Here is a 15,366-nt window from a genome sequence, read left to right as displayed (position 1 = left end):
CAATATTTTTCTTACAAATAAAAAAAGGTAAAGGTTAAATCATTTAATAACAGGGCATTTGATGTTATTACTCAATACATAACTTAACGTAAACTGCGTAAGAATGTAGCTATCTATTCTTTTGGAACCTCTCATTGATGAGTACGGGTATATCTCCTCTGCATTTGTTGATGGTGCAATTCCAGATGTGTTAAAACCCTGTTGAGAGGCTGCTTGAATAAAGTTTACAAGTCTTAAATCTCCTGAATTGGCTGCGTAATCTTCACCAGCTCTGTAGCTAAAAGCTGCTGCCTCTGGACCGTAGTTAGATACCATCAATGATTTTGAAGGATAACTGGTGTTGCCCACGTCGTCTAAGTAGTCAAAAGGGGTCAGCCTGAAACCTGCTTCTGCTGTAAAATCAAAGTTAGAGTTGATTTTGACTCTGAGCCCTAAGGCTATTGGCATTACAGGCTGAACAAGCGAATATGTTTTTAATGTGCTACCTGGTATTCCTTGGCCGGATGTGTTTAAAGGTTTCAATGCTTCCCATCCCGCTTTCACTGGTAAACCAGTGTTTGGGTCGAAACCAACAACTCCTCTAGCTTTCGGATTGTGCCCATAAATCCCAATTCCGACTGCTCCATAGGGCATAATATTACTTCTGCCCTTGGCCCCTTTGCCGTATTGAGGTAAAATATTGAAGATACCCGATAGCGTAAATTCTTGAAGATCGTTTCTGAAACTTAGGTTTCGGATATAGTTAGCAGACATTTTTTCTAAATTTCTTGAAGCAAAGGTATAGTCATCTCCATACAATCTAGCGTAGGTATAAGAGATTCTTGCTGCAGCGTTTGCATTTAAAAATCTTGTGTAGTTGATACTTCCGTTCCACCTTACGTTGGTGTATATTCCGTAGTAAAATCTAGAATAAGGTGCAAGGTCTCCAAAATAATGTGAACTCCCCCCTCCAATACCCACTGTGGCATACTGGTTCAAAACATTTTTTTTGCTAAAAAGACCATTTTTCTGTGCAAAAGTATGGGTTGTTACAGTCATCATTAATGCCAAAATGATATTGTAGTATTTATTTATGGGCTTCAACATAGTGTTTCCTAGTTTTCTAATTTTTTCTAAAACGATTTTAAATTCGCTTTTATTGAATATTTTTTTAATTTCTGTTTCTAATATCATCTCCCCAGTTCAATTTCTTTCTGAGTGTGCTTAAAAAGCTCATACCATCAATTTTTACAAGCTTTGCTTTGAAAGTTTCCATGTTGATGTTGATTTCGCCAACATCATCGCCAATGATTTTCGCTCTAGAATCCATAGATACCAAGAAGTTCTTACTTCTACTTTCAACTTTTAGCGTTATTTTACTTTGGCTAGAAACTATTATTGGCCTTACAAACAAATTGTGAGGGCATATCGGAGTAATAATGAAATTCTCAGATTTTGGCATCACCAAAGGACCTCCACAACTTAGATTATATCCCGTTGATCCAGTTGGTGTAGACACCATGAGCCCATCAGCCCAATAGCTATTAAGAAAATCGCCATCTATGTAAGCATGAATCACTATCATAGACGAAGTGTCGGTTTTAGAAATAGCTATTTCGTTAAGAGCAAAATTCATGCCTGATTCAAAAAACTCATTCTGAGCTTCTGCATGAATCATTAATCTTTCATCTATTTTGTATTGCTTTGCTAAGATTTTCTTGATGGTTTTCTTGATATTTTGGGGTTGTATGTCAGTTAAGAAGCCTAATCTGCCAAAATTTATACCTAAAACAGGAATCTCATTGCTAGCAACAAGTCCCAGGGTTTCTAAGAAAGAACCATCGCCTCCCAAGCTAAGGGCTATATCAATATCATGTAAATCTTGAGCGTTTTTGAATACCTTTGTATTGTCAAATTGTATTTGAGCTTCTTGTAAAATTTCCGTAAATGAGTCGGATACCTGATAGGAAATCTTGTTATCTTTTAATTCGTCGAATATATCTTGTATGGCAGTTGTAGAGTCTGATTTAAAAACTCTTCCATGAATGGCAAATTTCATAAAATTGGTATTTTAGATGCTCAAATATTTCATTAAAAGGTCGTAGCGATCCTTTTCTATGTTTGTAACTGGCTCTGAGGCAAAGTATGAGACTACATCATATCCGTATCTCTCGAGAGAGTTAACGACTCCACTTATCTGGGCAATATCAAGCTTAAGCGTTAGATGCATTTGGTTTTGACTGTCATTAGACAGAAATAGGCTCACGATTTTGGCATATTCAAATTCCACTATTTTCGAAATTTCACTCAGTGAATATTCCTTGTGGTGGAGATTTATTTCAATAATCCCGCCGTTGTCATTCAAAGCCAATTTTTCTATAAACCTTTCGTTGGCTTCTTTTTTTTCTATTACGCCTAGAAATACATCGGTGCTATCAAAAACCGGAAGTAGTTCAAAGGAAGTACGAGAGAAAACTTTGATAAGCTCTAGAATAGGTAAGTTTGAGTCAATTTTAAGTTCGACCATTTCAGGTCTTATATCCTCAAGGACCGTATCATAATCGTAATTGAGTAAGAATTCTTCCGAAAAAAAACCTGAGAAAATCGCATCATGTACATAAGGCAAATGAGTATTATTACATTCGCTCATGAGTTGTAATGCTCTGTCAACATTGTCCGTTTGTTTTAAAACAGGTATGTTGCTGTCTATAAGTTCTTTGGCTACCATGTGGTAGGTATTATTTGAGTACTATTTCGGACATCATTATTTTTTCTAAAAAACCGCCCATCATTTTTACAAAAGGCTCTGGCTGCTCCATCATAGGTGCATGGCAACATTTGTCTATAAAATGCAATTCAGAATTCGGAATCAATCTGTTGAATTCGTGACCTACGTGTGGTGGTGTGATGGTGTCATTTAACCCCCAGATCAAGCAGGTAGGCACTGTAATGGCCGGGATTTCTTTAGCCATGTTTGTTCTTTGAGCCGATTTGGCTATTTGAACGATGTTCATACATTTTGGAATGCTCGAAGTTATTTCAAAAACCTCATCCAGTAGCTCTTTAGTAGCTGTTTTTGGATCATAAAAAGTGTATTCTACTCTTTCTTTGATGTATTCATAAGAGCCTCTTTTAGGAAAAGAGCCGCCCATGGTGTTTTCGAAAAGTCCTGAACTACCAGTAAGAATAAGGGCTTTGATGTTGTCTTGATGTGCCAGCGTGTACAATAGTCCAACATGACCGCCTAAAGAATTTCCGAGAAGGATAATGTCTTTTAGATTTTTTAAGGCAACAAATCGCTCAATAAATGCCTGTAAACCTTCTAAACTTGCCTCTCTCATAGGCATTTCATAGATGGGCATTACGGGTATAATTATTCTGAAATTTTTCCTGAATCCTTCTATAACTCCATCAAAATTGCTCAATGCACCAAAAAGTCCGTGCAAAATGAGTAATGGTTGACCTTCACCTTCATCTATATACTTAAACTCACCTTCACTGAAAATCTGGTAATTCATATAATATTCTTTTGGTCTTGTTTGTTGTTCAACATGCAAAATTCGTCATAAATACGTAATTCGAATGCTTCTTGACGTGAAAAAACGAAAAATTTGGCAATAATGCTATAAATTATTTAAAAAATCACTGATTTGTTTTTCAGATTCTCCAACTATTTCTTCGGCTGTTTTACCTTTGGTGTGGATGGGAGTCAGGGTAGTCCATGACATTTTTGTAAAACTTGTGAGCGGAAAAATTCCCTTTGGGTTAAACTTTCCGGTATTTACGATAGCAATAGGAACCACATCCGCCTCGGGGCATTTCTTTAATAAAGTAGCCACGCCACCGACGGCAAAAGGCTTTAATTTACCCGTTCTGGAGCGTGTTCCTTCTGGGAAAATTACGCCTGAATAATTGTTTCCTGAAATATATTTTGCAAATCGAATAATTTCTCCGATGGCCTGTTTTGGGTCGTTTCTGTTTATTAATGCGGCTTTCCCTACTCTCAAGTTGTAAGATATACTCGGAATTCCTTTAGAGAGTTCTACTTTAGAGATAAACAAGGGTGTGTTTTTTCTTAGAAACCAAATGATGCCCGGTATGTCAAACATACTTTGGTGGTTTGAAATAAAAATGATGGTTTTGTCGGTCGGGAGTTTTACTTTTTGAGAAAAGGAAATGCTTGAACCTGTCAGGTACCAACCAATAACAATCCAGAAGTTTAGCCATTCTACTGTTTTCTGGTGAGCCTTCTGGCCAAAAACTTCGTAGGCAATAAATTGAATGGGATGAAAAATGACCAATAGTATGCCAAAATATAGAATGTAAATGGAGCCGAGTATGTAGTCAAGAATCTTTTTCACTAAACTTTTTTTGTGCAAATTTAAGGCTATTTTTTTTATTGTAATAAGTAAATTGAGTTTAGAATTATGTCTAAGATTTTAAGAGTTTCAGATTGCTGACAGTTTATTTTTATTTACTTTTGTTCATCATTTAAATAAGATAATTTATGAAATCGCCACTTTCGAGAATTGAAGTGATGAAGTTTGTAGGAGAGAAATTGGATAGCTTGATTGAAGAATTTCTTAATCCGATAGAAACTAACTGGCAACCAACTGATTTTTTGCCTGACTCTACAAAAGAAAATTTTACTACAGAAATAAAAGAACTTCAGGAATCTTGTAGAGAACTTCCTTATGACTATATGGCTGTTTTGGTGGGGGATTGTGTCACCGAAGAAGCTTTGCCTACCTACTCGTCGTGGTTGATGGCGGTTGATGGGGTTAATCAAGCGGAAGATAAGCAAGGTGGTTGGACGAAGTGGGTCAGGTGGTGGTCTGCTGAAGAAAACAGGCATGGAGATTTGCTGAACAAGTATTTGTATTTGTCTGGAAGAGTAAACATGAAAGAAATGGAGACTTCTACGCAGTGGCTCATTGCGGATGGTTTTGACATTGAAACAGACACAGATCCTTACAAAAACTTTGTGTACACTTCTTTTCAGGAATTGGCCACCAATGTTTCGCACCGTAGAACGGCCACTTTGGCTAAGAAGTTTGGCAACAGTCATTTATCAAAAGTCTGTGGAGTTATAGCGGCCGACGAAATGCGTCATGCAAAGGCTTACAAAACTTTTGTGGAGCGTTTCTTTGAAGTGGATCCTTCGGAAATGATGATTGCTTTTGAGTATATGATGAAAAAGAAAATCGTGATGCCTGCTCATTTTCTAAGAGAAACTGGTCAAAAAATGGGAGATGTTTTTTCGCATTTCTCCGATTCTGCTCAACGTTTGGGTGTGTATACTACGATGGATTACATCAAAATTTTGGAGGATTTGTTGGTAGATTGGAAAATAGATAAGATTTCGGAATTGAATGATTCAGCCGAAAAAGCCAGAGATTATTTGATGGCCTTGCCGAACAGGTTGAAGCGAATTGCAGACAGAACTAAGGTTCCAGAACTTGAATATGAATTTAGCTGGATAACTAGATAAGGTTTACGTTAAGAATTTGAAAAGTACTGACCTGTTTCAGTACTTTTTTTATTTTATGGCTTTGTTATCCCGTATTTTGTTTTTATTTCACCATAATTTTTATAAAATGTTTGTAAAGAAATTGCACGATTTGTTCTATCTAAAACCCTACTTTTCCATATTTTTAACTGTTGTTATTGGCATTTTGTGCTTTATTCCTTCTGAAAGAATTCCAGATGTAACAGATGATAAAACCGCCCATTTTGTGGCTTTTGCAGTTTTGGGTTTTTCTTGGTTTATGTTTTTAAAAAATTATGGTAAAGTTGCCATTGGCCTTACTTTTTTCGCAGTTTTTATTGAGCTTGTTCAGTATTTATTGCCAGTAAGTTTTCACCGAGCTTTTGATTTATTAGATATTTTGGCTGATGTTTTAGGCATCGGAATTGGTTTTGCAATAGCTTTTGTCTTCAATAAAATCGTGAAATAAAAAAGAGCTAAATCGATAGAAATAGCTCTTTTTTGATATGGAACAAGCGAGAATTATTTTGTCGCTACGTTTATGCTTAGTTCTTTCAATTGCAAGTCCGAAATACTTGAAGGTGAGTCAATCATCACATCACGGCCACTGTTATTTTTCGGGAAAGCGATGAAGTCTCTGATAGATTCTGCTCCACCAAAAAGTGAAACCAATCTGTCAAAGCCGAATGCTAAACCTGCGTGAGGAGGTGCTCCATATTCAAAAGCTTCCATCAAGAAACCAAATTGTTTTTTAGCTTCTTCGTCTGAAAATCCAAGGATTTCGAACATTCTTTGTTGCAATGGTTTCTGGAAGATTCTTACCGAACCACCACCAACTTCTGTTCCATTGATAACCATGTCATATGCATTGGCTCTTACTTTGCCCAAATCTGTGTCTAGCAAAGCCACATCTTCGGGTTTTGGTGCTGTGAACGGATGGTGCATAGCAAACCAACGATTTTCAGCTTCACCAAACTCCAAAAGAGGGAAATCAACCACCCAAAGTACTTTGTACTCATCAGGGTTTCTCAATCCCAATCTGTTGCCCATCTCAAGGCGAAGTTCGTTGAGTTGTTTTCTTGCTTTGTCTGCTTGTCCTGAAATGATTAGAATTAAATCGCCCGCTTTTGCATTGAATTTCTCGCCTATTGCTTTTAAGTCTTCTTCTGAATAAAATTTATCTACTGAAGATTTGACGGTTCCATCGGCATTGAATCTGATATAAACCAATCCTTTGGCACCAATTTGAGGGCGTTTCATCCATTCGGTCAGTTCATCTATTTGTTTTCTGGTGTATTCTGCACAGCCTGAGGCGTTTATGCCCACAACCAATTCTGCATCGTCAAAAACTTGGAATCCTTTGTTCTGTACCAGTTCGTTAAGTTCTACAAACTTCATATCAAACCTAATATCTGGCTTGTCGCAACCATAGAGTTTCATAGCATCCGCATAGGTCATTCTTGGTACTTCTGGTAGGTCGATTTCTTTAACCGTTTTGAACAAATGTTTGATTAATCCTTCAAACATATTCAAAACATCCTCCTGCTCTACGTATGACATCTCACAGTCAATTTGCGTAAATTCTGGTTGGCGGTCAGCCCTCAAATCCTCGTCTCTAAAGCACTTAACTATTTGATAGTAGCGGTCAAAACCTGAAATCATCAACAGTTGCTTGAACGTTTGGGGTGACTGTGGCAAAGCATAAAATTCGCCTGGATTCATTCTACTAGGCACCACAAAGTCTCTTGCACCCTCAGGAGTTGATTTTATCAAAACTGGAGTTTCTACTTCTATAAATTGCTGAGCATCAAGAAATATTCTGGTTTGTTGGGCAACTTTATGTCTTAAAAGTAGGTTTTGACGAACGGGGTTTCTTCTCAAATCCAGATAACGATACTTCATTCGAAGCTCGTCACCACCGTCTGTTTCGTCTTCTATGAGGAATGGAGGTAATTTAGCGGGATTCAAAATTTCGATATTTTCCACCAAAATCTCCACTGCTCCAGTGTCTATTTTATCATTTTTTGATAACCGCTCTATTACTTTTCCTTCAGCTTTTATTACAAATTCTCTTCCGAGAGTTCTTACTTTGTCCAATACATCAGCCGTGGTTTTTCCTTCTTCGAATATCAATTGGGTGATACCATAGCGGTCTCTTAAATCCACCCAAATCATGCCGCCTTTGTCTCTTACTTTCTGAACCCAGCCACACAAAGTAACCGATTCGCCAAGACTAGAAATTCGAAGTTCTCCACAGGTATGTGTCCTTAACATGCTATTTGCTTTTTTTTGAAATTGGCTGCAAAAGTAGTGAATTCTTTTCCAAATGCCTTGAGATTTGGCAAAATGTTGCGTGTCAATTGGTTATTCCAACTACGTCAAAGATTAATGTAAAAATTGAAATATTAAATATTGATTGCCTCTTCTTTCGGAATAATGAATGCCAAAATGATGTAAACGAGAATAAGCGAGCCAAAGCTAAAAAAGGTAGTTAGGGCTACCAATATCCTTACAATGGTTGGGTCTAGGTCGAAATACTTACCCAATCCACCACAAATGCCCATAAACATGGCCTCTTTGCCGATTGTTCTTTTAAGTTTCTTTTCCATTGATTATTAAATGTTTGACTAAAGTTAATGAAAAAAACCTCTTGGTTACCCAAGAGGTTTAAAATATATTTTCATCGAAAATTTCTTACCAACCAAAAGGATTCCACAAACCGCCTACACCCCACAGTACAGTCGCTATTAAACAACCAAACAATGCTTTTCTTACTTGGTCTTTGTCATGGTCGGTTACAAAATAAACAATGGCAAGTCCAATAACACCTAAGCAGCAGCCCCACCAAAATCCACTCAGCAATGGCATGTCTTTCACAGCACTTATTGAATTTGCAGAAGTATCATCTAAAAGTTCAATACCATTTATAAGTTCTGGATTGTGGGCTTTAATATCACTCAATGTTGTTTCTGGATTTGCCTCCACAAAAGCTTCTATTTGCTTTATTTGGTCAAATTCGCTTTTGGAAGTGCTGTTTTCAAATTCGCCATTTGCAAAAATGTTAGAAAATGTAAAGGTTACGATTAGGCTTAAAATTAGTCTCTTCATTGTTAAATAGTGTTTTTGTTTAAAGATGTATTTTGTTTTAAATTGGTTGCATTGTTAATGTAAAGTCATCAAAGAATATCCCTGACTTTGAAAATGACTCAAGGCTAAAAGTGCCCCATGAGCTACACGAATGTTGCTGTTTCGTTTGTAGTCAACCAATTTTCTCATCCTCAGTGATTGGCCACAAACATAAAATTTCACACCGTTTTCTCCAAGTTTATTTATAACCTCGGTGTTTGGGTTTTTCTCTTTATATTCCATCATAAAAGATTCATCGCTCAATATGGTTGGAGTGGCTTGAAAATGGATAACTACCGCAATATCCAAATTTTCTTTTTTTACACCAGCCAAACCATGAAGGTTTATAAATCTTGCCACGGATTCAAAACTAGGATTCATTTCTGTAGTTTGGTTTTTAGCGGCTGAGGTGATATCAAAAACCACCTTGTATTTTTTATTGGGATCAACCAATTGCTCTGCTTCGGGAATTGGATAAACTCCGCCATACGAATCAATTTCTGGGAATTGTCTTTGTGAAAATGCTGGTAATGAAGCTACAAGAAGGAACAGTAAAAGGAATCTCATATCTTAGTCTGTTTATTTGGACTAAAAATAGGAAAACTATTTGATGATTTTGAAATATTAGGAACTAATTAACAAATAAAGATGTATTAACATTAAATACAAATGTAAATTATATGAAAACAATATTTAAAGCAGCCAACGACAGAGGACACGCCAACCATGGTTGGTTAGATTCTTATCATACATTTAGTTTTGCAAATTATTACAACCCACAGTGGGAGCATTTTGGTGCTTTAAGAGTGCTAAACGACGATCATGTTTCAGGCGGAATGGGATTTGGTAAACACCCACATGACAATATGGAGATAGTTTCGATACCGCTCGAAGGTGCTTTGGAACACCAAGACAGCATGGGTAATAAAACCGTGATTCGAAAAGGTGAAGTACAGATTATGTCTGCCGGAACAGGCGTGGCTCACTCTGAAAAAAATGAGGATTCTAAAAGTCCTGTGAAGTTTTTGCAGATTTGGGTATTTCCTGAAAAAAGAAATATTGCACCGAGATATGAGCAAAAAGTTTTTGATTTGGCAGGCAGAAAAGACAAATTTCAAACAGTGGTATCTCCATTAGAAAGCTCTGACGAAGGCATAAAAATGAACCAGCAGTCTTGGTTTACTTTGACAGACTTGTCTGCAGGAAAGACTTTGACCTACGATTTGAAAAATGCCAAAAATGGTGTTTATGTGTATGTTTTAGAAGGTTCTGCAGAAGTGGCAGGCAAATCTCTAAGTAGGAGAGATGGCCTAGGTATTTCGGAAACCAATACTTTCGAAATTAAAGCAAGTACTGGTTCTGAAATACTTTTAATGGAAGTTCCAATGACTTTCTAAGCAGATGAAAGATTCATGACTTAGTCAAAAGACAAATTTGAAAATAGTCATTTCTTTACGTTCTTGAGGCTTTACGAGAAAATCACAAATTAACTAGATGAAAGATTCATGGCTTAGTCAAAAGACAAATTTGGAAATGGTCATTTCTTTGCATCCTTGCGGCTTTGCGAGAAAATTACAATTATGAAAAAAGAAATATTAAAAATAACAAGTTCTTCGGCTCAAAGAGTAGGTGAACACAGAATGTATCAACCCATACCCGATGTTGGTTTAGAGCAAATTAGCCCGTTTATTTTGTTACATCACCATGGGCCGCATCAATTCGCTCCTCATAACCAAGGATTGCCTTTTGGGCCACATCCGCACCGAGGTTTTGAGACGCTGACTTTTATTCTTGACGGAGAAATTGAACACGCCGATGGGCATGCTCATCAGTCGGTTATAAAAACTGGAGGAGTACAATGGATGACAGCAGCAAGAGGAATTGTACATTCTGAAAATCTTTCCAAAAATCAGCGAGAAAATGGTGGTAAAATGGAAATTCTACAGCTTTGGATGAATCTTCCAGCAGCGTTGAAAATGAGCCAGCCAAACTATCAAGGTTTTCAGGAAAACGAAATTCCTAAAGTAATAAAGCAAGACACAAAAACCGAAATTGCAGTTATTTCTGGTGTTTTGGAGGGAAAAACTGGGGTAGCTAAATCTTTGACAGGTTTGGAAATGTATAACATCAACATGAAGGACGGCGGCGACTATTCTCTGAAAATTGAAGAAGGCAAAAACGTTTTGTTTTATGTGGTAGATGGCGAAGTTTTGGTGAATGGTAAATTGGTGATTGGACATCAATTGGTGGTTTTCGATACAAAAAATACAGATATTGAACTGAAAGCTCAGTCAGATACTCGAATAATAGTTGGAACTGGCGACCCAATAAACGAGCCAATGGTTTCTCAAGGACCGTTTGTGATGAACACCACCACCGAGTTGATGCAAGCCATGCGAGACTATCAAATGGGAAAAATGGGCGTTATGTAATGTTGGTTTTGTAATGGTTTTTATTAGAAGGAGACTTAATGTTATTGGGTCTCTTTCTTTTTTGCCCAAAAAATACGCTTCTAATTAGAAATATGCTTAATTTGGGTCTAATTACACCATTAACCATCTTTTTATTCATGAAAAAAACATTACTCTTAGTTTTTGTCCTGCTTTCCTGCATTTCGGTGTTTTCTCAAAACGAATATTTTCTGCCAAAGAAAAATCTTAATTCTCAAATACCCTCTCCGCAGCAATTTTTAGGCTATCCGATAGGAAGTCACCATACCAGATATGACAAAATTGTGGAATACATGCGGGTTTTGGAAAAAGCCTCAGACAGAATAAAAGTGGCAAGTATTGGAGAAACCAATGAGCATAGAGAGCAAATTATTGTTCATTTTGCAAAACCAGAAAATCTAACCAAACTGGAGACGATTCGCAAAAATCATTTGGACATTGTAGAGGGTAAAAGTGTTGATTTTGACAATCAGCCATCAGTCGTTTGGCTGGGTTATAATGTACATGGAAACGAAGCCTCAGGAGGAGAAGCATCTTTACTTACTGCCTATTATTTGGCTGCTATTCAAGGAGATGAAGCTTTAAAAATTTACGATAACGCTGTATTTTTGATGGAGCCCATCGTGAATCCCGACGGAAGAGATAGATTCAACAATTGGGTAAATATGCACAAAGGTGAGCCCAACGTGACTGATCCAAACGACCGCGAGCACAACGAGGTTTGGCCTTCAGGAAGAGTAAATCATTATTGGTTTGACTTGAACAGAGACTGGTATTTGGCAGTTCACAAAGAATCTCGCAACCGTCTGAAGTATTATCACCAATGGATGCCGAACGTGGTAACGGATTTCCACGAAATGGGCACCAACAGTACACATTTCTTCGAGCCAACAAAAAGCAATGCCGAAAACCCTCTCGTGACTCAAGACAATTACAAGATGCTGAATGGTAAATTTGTCAAGTATTTCGAGAATGCCATGAACGAAATCGGCTCTTTTTATTATACCAAAGAGTCTTTTGATAATTTCTATCCAGGCTATGGCAGTTCATATCCTGACATGCAAGGTGGTTTGGGCTTATTATTTGAGCAAGGAAGCAGCCGTGGTCACGCTCAGGAGTCCGAAAATGGTGTTTTGACTTATAAATTTGCGGTTAGAAATCAGTTGGTGAATGCCATAGCCACCATTCATGCAGGTGTAGGAGAAAGAAAAATATTGCTAAAGCACCAATCAGATTTTTTCAAGAATATTGAAAAGGACGCTTCTAAAAGTCTTATAAAAGGATATGTGATTGGTGACGATTTTGATCAAAATAGAAACAAAGCTTTTTGGGATTTGTTGCTGCAGCACAAGATAAAAGCCTACCAACTCAAAAATGACACGAAAGTGGGCGAAGCGAGTTTTAAGAAAGGAAATGCGATATTCATTCCGCTCAATCAACCTCAATCTTTATTGGTGAAATCTATTTTTGATAGACCAAAAACTTTTGCGGATAGTGTTTTCTACGATACGTCAACTTGGAATCTAGCATTGGCTTTTGGACTAAAACATGCAGAAACCAAGGTTTTGCCAGATTTAGGAGCCGCTATAACCGAGGCTTCATTAGATCCCAAGAACAATGAATTTGTAAAATCAGATTATGCCTATTTGATTGACTGGAGAGATTACAATGCTGCCAAGGTTTTGTATAAGCTTTTGGATAAAGACATTTTGGTAAAAGTGGCCTTAAAATCTTTTGCAAACGGTGGTAAAAACTGGTCTCATGGAAGTTTATTGATTCCAGTTCAAAATCAAAAGATAGGTTCTCAGGAACTTTCAGAACTACTAAAACAGGTTCAAATTGCCGCAAACGTAGAGATTTTCCCAGTTTCTACGGGTTTTAGTTCAGGCGGGATTGATTTAGGTAGTAATTCTTTCAAAACTGTAATTAAGCCCAAAGCTATGGTTTTGGCAGGATTGGGTACCAGTCAATACGAAGTTGGAGAGATTTGGCATCTTTTGGAGACTAAATTGCAGATGCCCATTACTAAGCTGGAACTGACTCAATTTGCGAGGGTAAACTTGAATTCTTACACACATTTGGTAATGGTCAGTGGTCAGTATGACGCTCTTAACGATGCCGCTATTAAGAAAATTAAGGATTGGGTAAAACAAGGAGGTAATTTGATAACCTTAAAAACTGCATCTGAATGGGTAATCAAAAAGGAGATTTCGGAGTCAAAAGTTATTACCGTAGAGCCCGAAAAAGACCCTAAAAGAATGAACTTTGAAAAACTTACAGATGCTGTGGGTGCTAAATCTACCGGCGGGGCTATTTTTGAAGTAAATATTGATACCACTCATCCATTGGGTTTTGGCTTTGAATCGAATTCGCTTCACGTTTATCGAAACAACAATACCTTTTTAGAAAAATCGAAAAATGCAGTTTCGACAGTTGCTCAATACACCGACAATCCTTGGGTTTGTGGTTATGTGCATCCCAGTTCACTTTCTAAAATCGCCAATTCAGCTGCCATAATATCAGAAAGCTCAGGTGCTGGACAGATTATTTTGTTTTCTGATAATCCCAATTTTAGAGGAATATGGTTCGGTACCAATAAGTTGTTTTTCAATGCATTGTTTTTTAGCTCGGCTTTGGGTTTACAAAGATTTGGAAACGAAGAATAAACTATTTTGAAATGAAAAAGATTATAACAATTCTATTTTTTGCCAACTTAGTTTTTGCACAAAAAAAGCAGGTTGATTTATTGGTTCATCACGCCCAGGTTTATACGGTAGATGCCAAATTTAACAAAGCCAATGCGTTTGTAGTCAACGATGGTGTGTTCGTTGAAGTCGGCGATTTTGCAAATTTGGATAAAAAATATTCCGCCAAGTCTAGGATTGATTTGCAAAACAAACCTGTGTATCCCGGGTTTTACGACCCACATTCGCATTTTCTGGGTTTGGGGCAAATGCTTTCGCAATGTGATTTGGTGGGAGCCAAGTCGTATAAAGAAATTCTGACGAGGCTCCAAGAATTTAGAAAAGCGAATCCTAACCAGGAATGGCTAGTTGGCCGTGGTTGGGATCAGAACGATTGGGATGTGAAAGTTTTTCCAAATAAGGACGATTTAGACCAGATTTTTCCAAATGTGCCAGTTATGCTGACCAGAATTGACGGACACGCGATGTTGGTAAATTCTAAGGTCATTCAAATGGCCAAAATATCTCCTTCAAGCAAAATTTCTGGCGGTGATGTGGAGGTCGTAGATGGACAACTCACTGGAATATTGGTAGATAATGCCATGGGTTTGGTAAAAAGAGTAATGCCCAAAGAGGATGAAAAAGTGAAAAGACAACAGATTTTGGCTGCTCAGGCGGAAAGCATAAAATATGGACTCACAACAGTTTCTGATGCGGGGATTAGCCAAGAAGACATAGAACTTATGATGAAAATGCACAAAGAAGGTAGTCTGAAAATCAGAGATTATGCCATGGTTTCAGTAGGAATTCGCAATGTCGATTATTTTACAAAAAAAGGCATTATCAAAACTGATAGGATGAATGTACGATCTTTCAAAGTATATGCCGACGGTGCTTTGGGGTCAAGAGGAGCAGTATTGTTAAAGCCCTATGCTGACCAAAGTTCTAATTCGGGATTTTTGCTTACGAGCAAAAACGAAATGGATAAATATTTCTCTCAGATATATAAGTCTGGTTACCAGGTTAATACCCACTGCATTGGTGACTCTGCTAACAGGCTAGTTTTAGATTTGTATGGAAAATATCTAAAAGGTAAAAACGATAGAAGGTGGAGAATTGAGCATTGTCAAGTTGTGAATCCAGCCGATGTCCAGAAGTTTGGTAAATATTCTGTGATTCCATCTATTCAAGCTACGCATGCTACTTCAGATATGTATTGGGCGGAAGCCAGATTGGGCAAAGAAAGGGTAAAACATGCCTATCCGTTTGAGGAATTGAGAAAGCAAAACGGTTTGATAGCCAACGGAAGTGATTTTCCAGTAGAATTTGTCAATCCTTTGTTTGGCTTCCATTCGGCATTTGCTCGTCAGGACAACAACAATTGGCCTGCTGGAGGTTTTCAGATGGAAAATGCCCTCAGCAAAGAAAATGCTTTGAAAGCTATGACAATTTGGAGTGCGTTCGCCAATTTTGAAGAGAAAGAAAGAGGCAGCATAGAAAAAGGTAAAATGGCTGATTTTGTGGTTTTGGAAGATGATATTATGGTGATTGACTCATCCAAAATACGTTCGGTTAAGGTAAATGCAACCTACATAGCCGGAGAAAAAGTATATTCAAGTAAATAAAAAAAGGAATTTCA

General features: G+C 37.5%; 15 protein-coding genes. 6 read left to right on the top strand and 9 right to left on the bottom strand.

From position 1 onward, the window contains the following. Nucleotides 1–39: 39 nt before the first annotated feature. The 5 genes from EGI26_RS05455 to EGI26_RS05435 form a co-directional block, all read right to left on the bottom strand. On the bottom strand, nucleotides 40–1,086 hold the full coding sequence (locus EGI26_RS05455) for a hypothetical protein (protein WP_255076870.1): 1,047 nt from the start codon (nucleotides 1,084–1,086) through the stop codon (nucleotides 40–42). Nucleotides 1,087–1,150: 64 nt separating this feature from the next. After that, the gene (locus EGI26_RS05450) at nucleotides 1,151–2,038 is read right to left on the bottom strand and encodes an NAD kinase (protein WP_255076869.1); all 888 of its coding nucleotides are present in this window, start codon (nucleotides 2,036–2,038) and stop codon (nucleotides 1,151–1,153) included. A 12-nt stretch (nucleotides 2,039–2,050) separates the two neighbouring features. Continuing rightward, the gene (locus tag EGI26_RS05445) at nucleotides 2,051–2,707 is read right to left on the bottom strand and encodes a hypothetical protein (protein ID WP_255076868.1); all 657 of its coding nucleotides are present in this window, start codon (nucleotides 2,705–2,707) and stop codon (nucleotides 2,051–2,053) included. A gap of 10 nt (nucleotides 2,708–2,717) precedes the next feature. After that, the gene (locus EGI26_RS05440; protein ID WP_255076867.1) at nucleotides 2,718–3,497 is read right to left on the bottom strand and encodes an alpha/beta fold hydrolase; all 780 of its coding nucleotides are present in this window, start codon (nucleotides 3,495–3,497) and stop codon (nucleotides 2,718–2,720) included. A gap of 105 nt (nucleotides 3,498–3,602) precedes the next feature. After that, entirely contained in the window at nucleotides 3,603–4,340 is a 738-nt protein-coding gene (locus EGI26_RS05435; protein WP_255076866.1) for a lysophospholipid acyltransferase family protein, read from the bottom strand. 146 nt (nucleotides 4,341–4,486) lie between these two features. On the opposite strand from EGI26_RS05435, the gene EGI26_RS05430 reads away from it, so the two are divergent. Together EGI26_RS05430 and EGI26_RS05425 are read left to right on the top strand one after the other, a co-directional pair. Then, nucleotides 4,487–5,470: an acyl-ACP desaturase gene (locus EGI26_RS05430; protein ID WP_255076865.1), complete on the top strand. Its 984-nt coding sequence runs from the start codon at nucleotides 4,487–4,489 to the stop codon at nucleotides 5,468–5,470. A 55-nt stretch (nucleotides 5,471–5,525) separates the two neighbouring features. Beyond that, the gene (locus EGI26_RS05425; protein WP_255076864.1) at nucleotides 5,526–5,936 is read left to right on the top strand and encodes a VanZ family protein; all 411 of its coding nucleotides are present in this window, start codon (nucleotides 5,526–5,528) and stop codon (nucleotides 5,934–5,936) included. 53 nt (nucleotides 5,937–5,989) lie between these two features. Here the strand turns inward: EGI26_RS05425 and aspS are convergent, their stop codons facing one another. The 4 genes from aspS to EGI26_RS05405 all read right to left on the bottom strand — a co-directional run bounded on the left by aspS (nucleotide 5,990) and on the right by EGI26_RS05405 (nucleotide 9,160). Further along, entirely contained in the window at nucleotides 5,990–7,741 is a 1,752-nt protein-coding gene (aspS, locus tag EGI26_RS05420) for an aspartate--tRNA ligase (RefSeq protein ID WP_255076863.1), read from the bottom strand. A gap of 131 nt (nucleotides 7,742–7,872) precedes the next feature. Next, entirely contained in the window at nucleotides 7,873–8,076 is a 204-nt protein-coding gene (locus EGI26_RS05415; protein ID WP_255076862.1) for a PspC domain-containing protein, read from the bottom strand. A gap of 85 nt (nucleotides 8,077–8,161) precedes the next feature. Beyond that, nucleotides 8,162–8,575 (bottom strand): hypothetical protein, encoded by a 414-nt coding sequence (locus EGI26_RS05410; protein ID WP_255076861.1) that lies wholly within the window; start codon nucleotides 8,573–8,575, stop codon nucleotides 8,162–8,164. Nucleotides 8,576–8,629: 54 nt separating this feature from the next. Further along, complete coding sequence (locus tag EGI26_RS05405; protein ID WP_255076860.1) at nucleotides 8,630–9,160, bottom strand: DsrE family protein; 531 nt, start codon at nucleotides 9,158–9,160, stop codon at nucleotides 8,630–8,632. 113 nt (nucleotides 9,161–9,273) lie between these two features. Here EGI26_RS05405 and EGI26_RS05400 point away from each other — a divergent pair, with 113 nt between their 5' ends. From EGI26_RS05400 to EGI26_RS05385, 4 genes are all read left to right on the top strand, one after another. After that, a complete protein-coding gene (locus EGI26_RS05400) occupies nucleotides 9,274–9,990 on the top strand; it encodes a pirin family protein (protein ID WP_255076859.1) in 717 nt (238 codons plus the stop codon). 183 nt (nucleotides 9,991–10,173) lie between these two features. Next, nucleotides 10,174–11,025, top strand: a complete 852-nt coding sequence (locus EGI26_RS05395) for a pirin family protein (RefSeq protein WP_255076858.1) — start codon at nucleotides 10,174–10,176, stop codon at nucleotides 11,023–11,025. A 137-nt stretch (nucleotides 11,026–11,162) separates the two neighbouring features. Then, entirely contained in the window at nucleotides 11,163–13,709 is a 2,547-nt protein-coding gene (locus EGI26_RS05390) for a M14 metallopeptidase family protein (RefSeq protein WP_255076857.1), read from the top strand. Between the two features lie 11 nt (nucleotides 13,710–13,720). Next, nucleotides 13,721–15,352 carry an amidohydrolase gene (locus EGI26_RS05385; protein ID WP_255076856.1) on the top strand — a complete coding sequence of 544 codons (1,632 nt, stop codon included), beginning with the start codon at nucleotides 13,721–13,723 and terminating at the stop codon, nucleotides 15,350–15,352. Nucleotides 15,353–15,366: the final 14 nt, after the last annotated feature.

It is taken from the genome of Lacihabitans sp. CCS-44 (assembly GCF_024343735.1).
Lineage (GTDB): Bacteria > Bacteroidota > Bacteroidia > Cytophagales > Spirosomataceae > Leadbetterella.
This window is presented reverse-complemented; position numbering and strand designations above follow the sequence as displayed.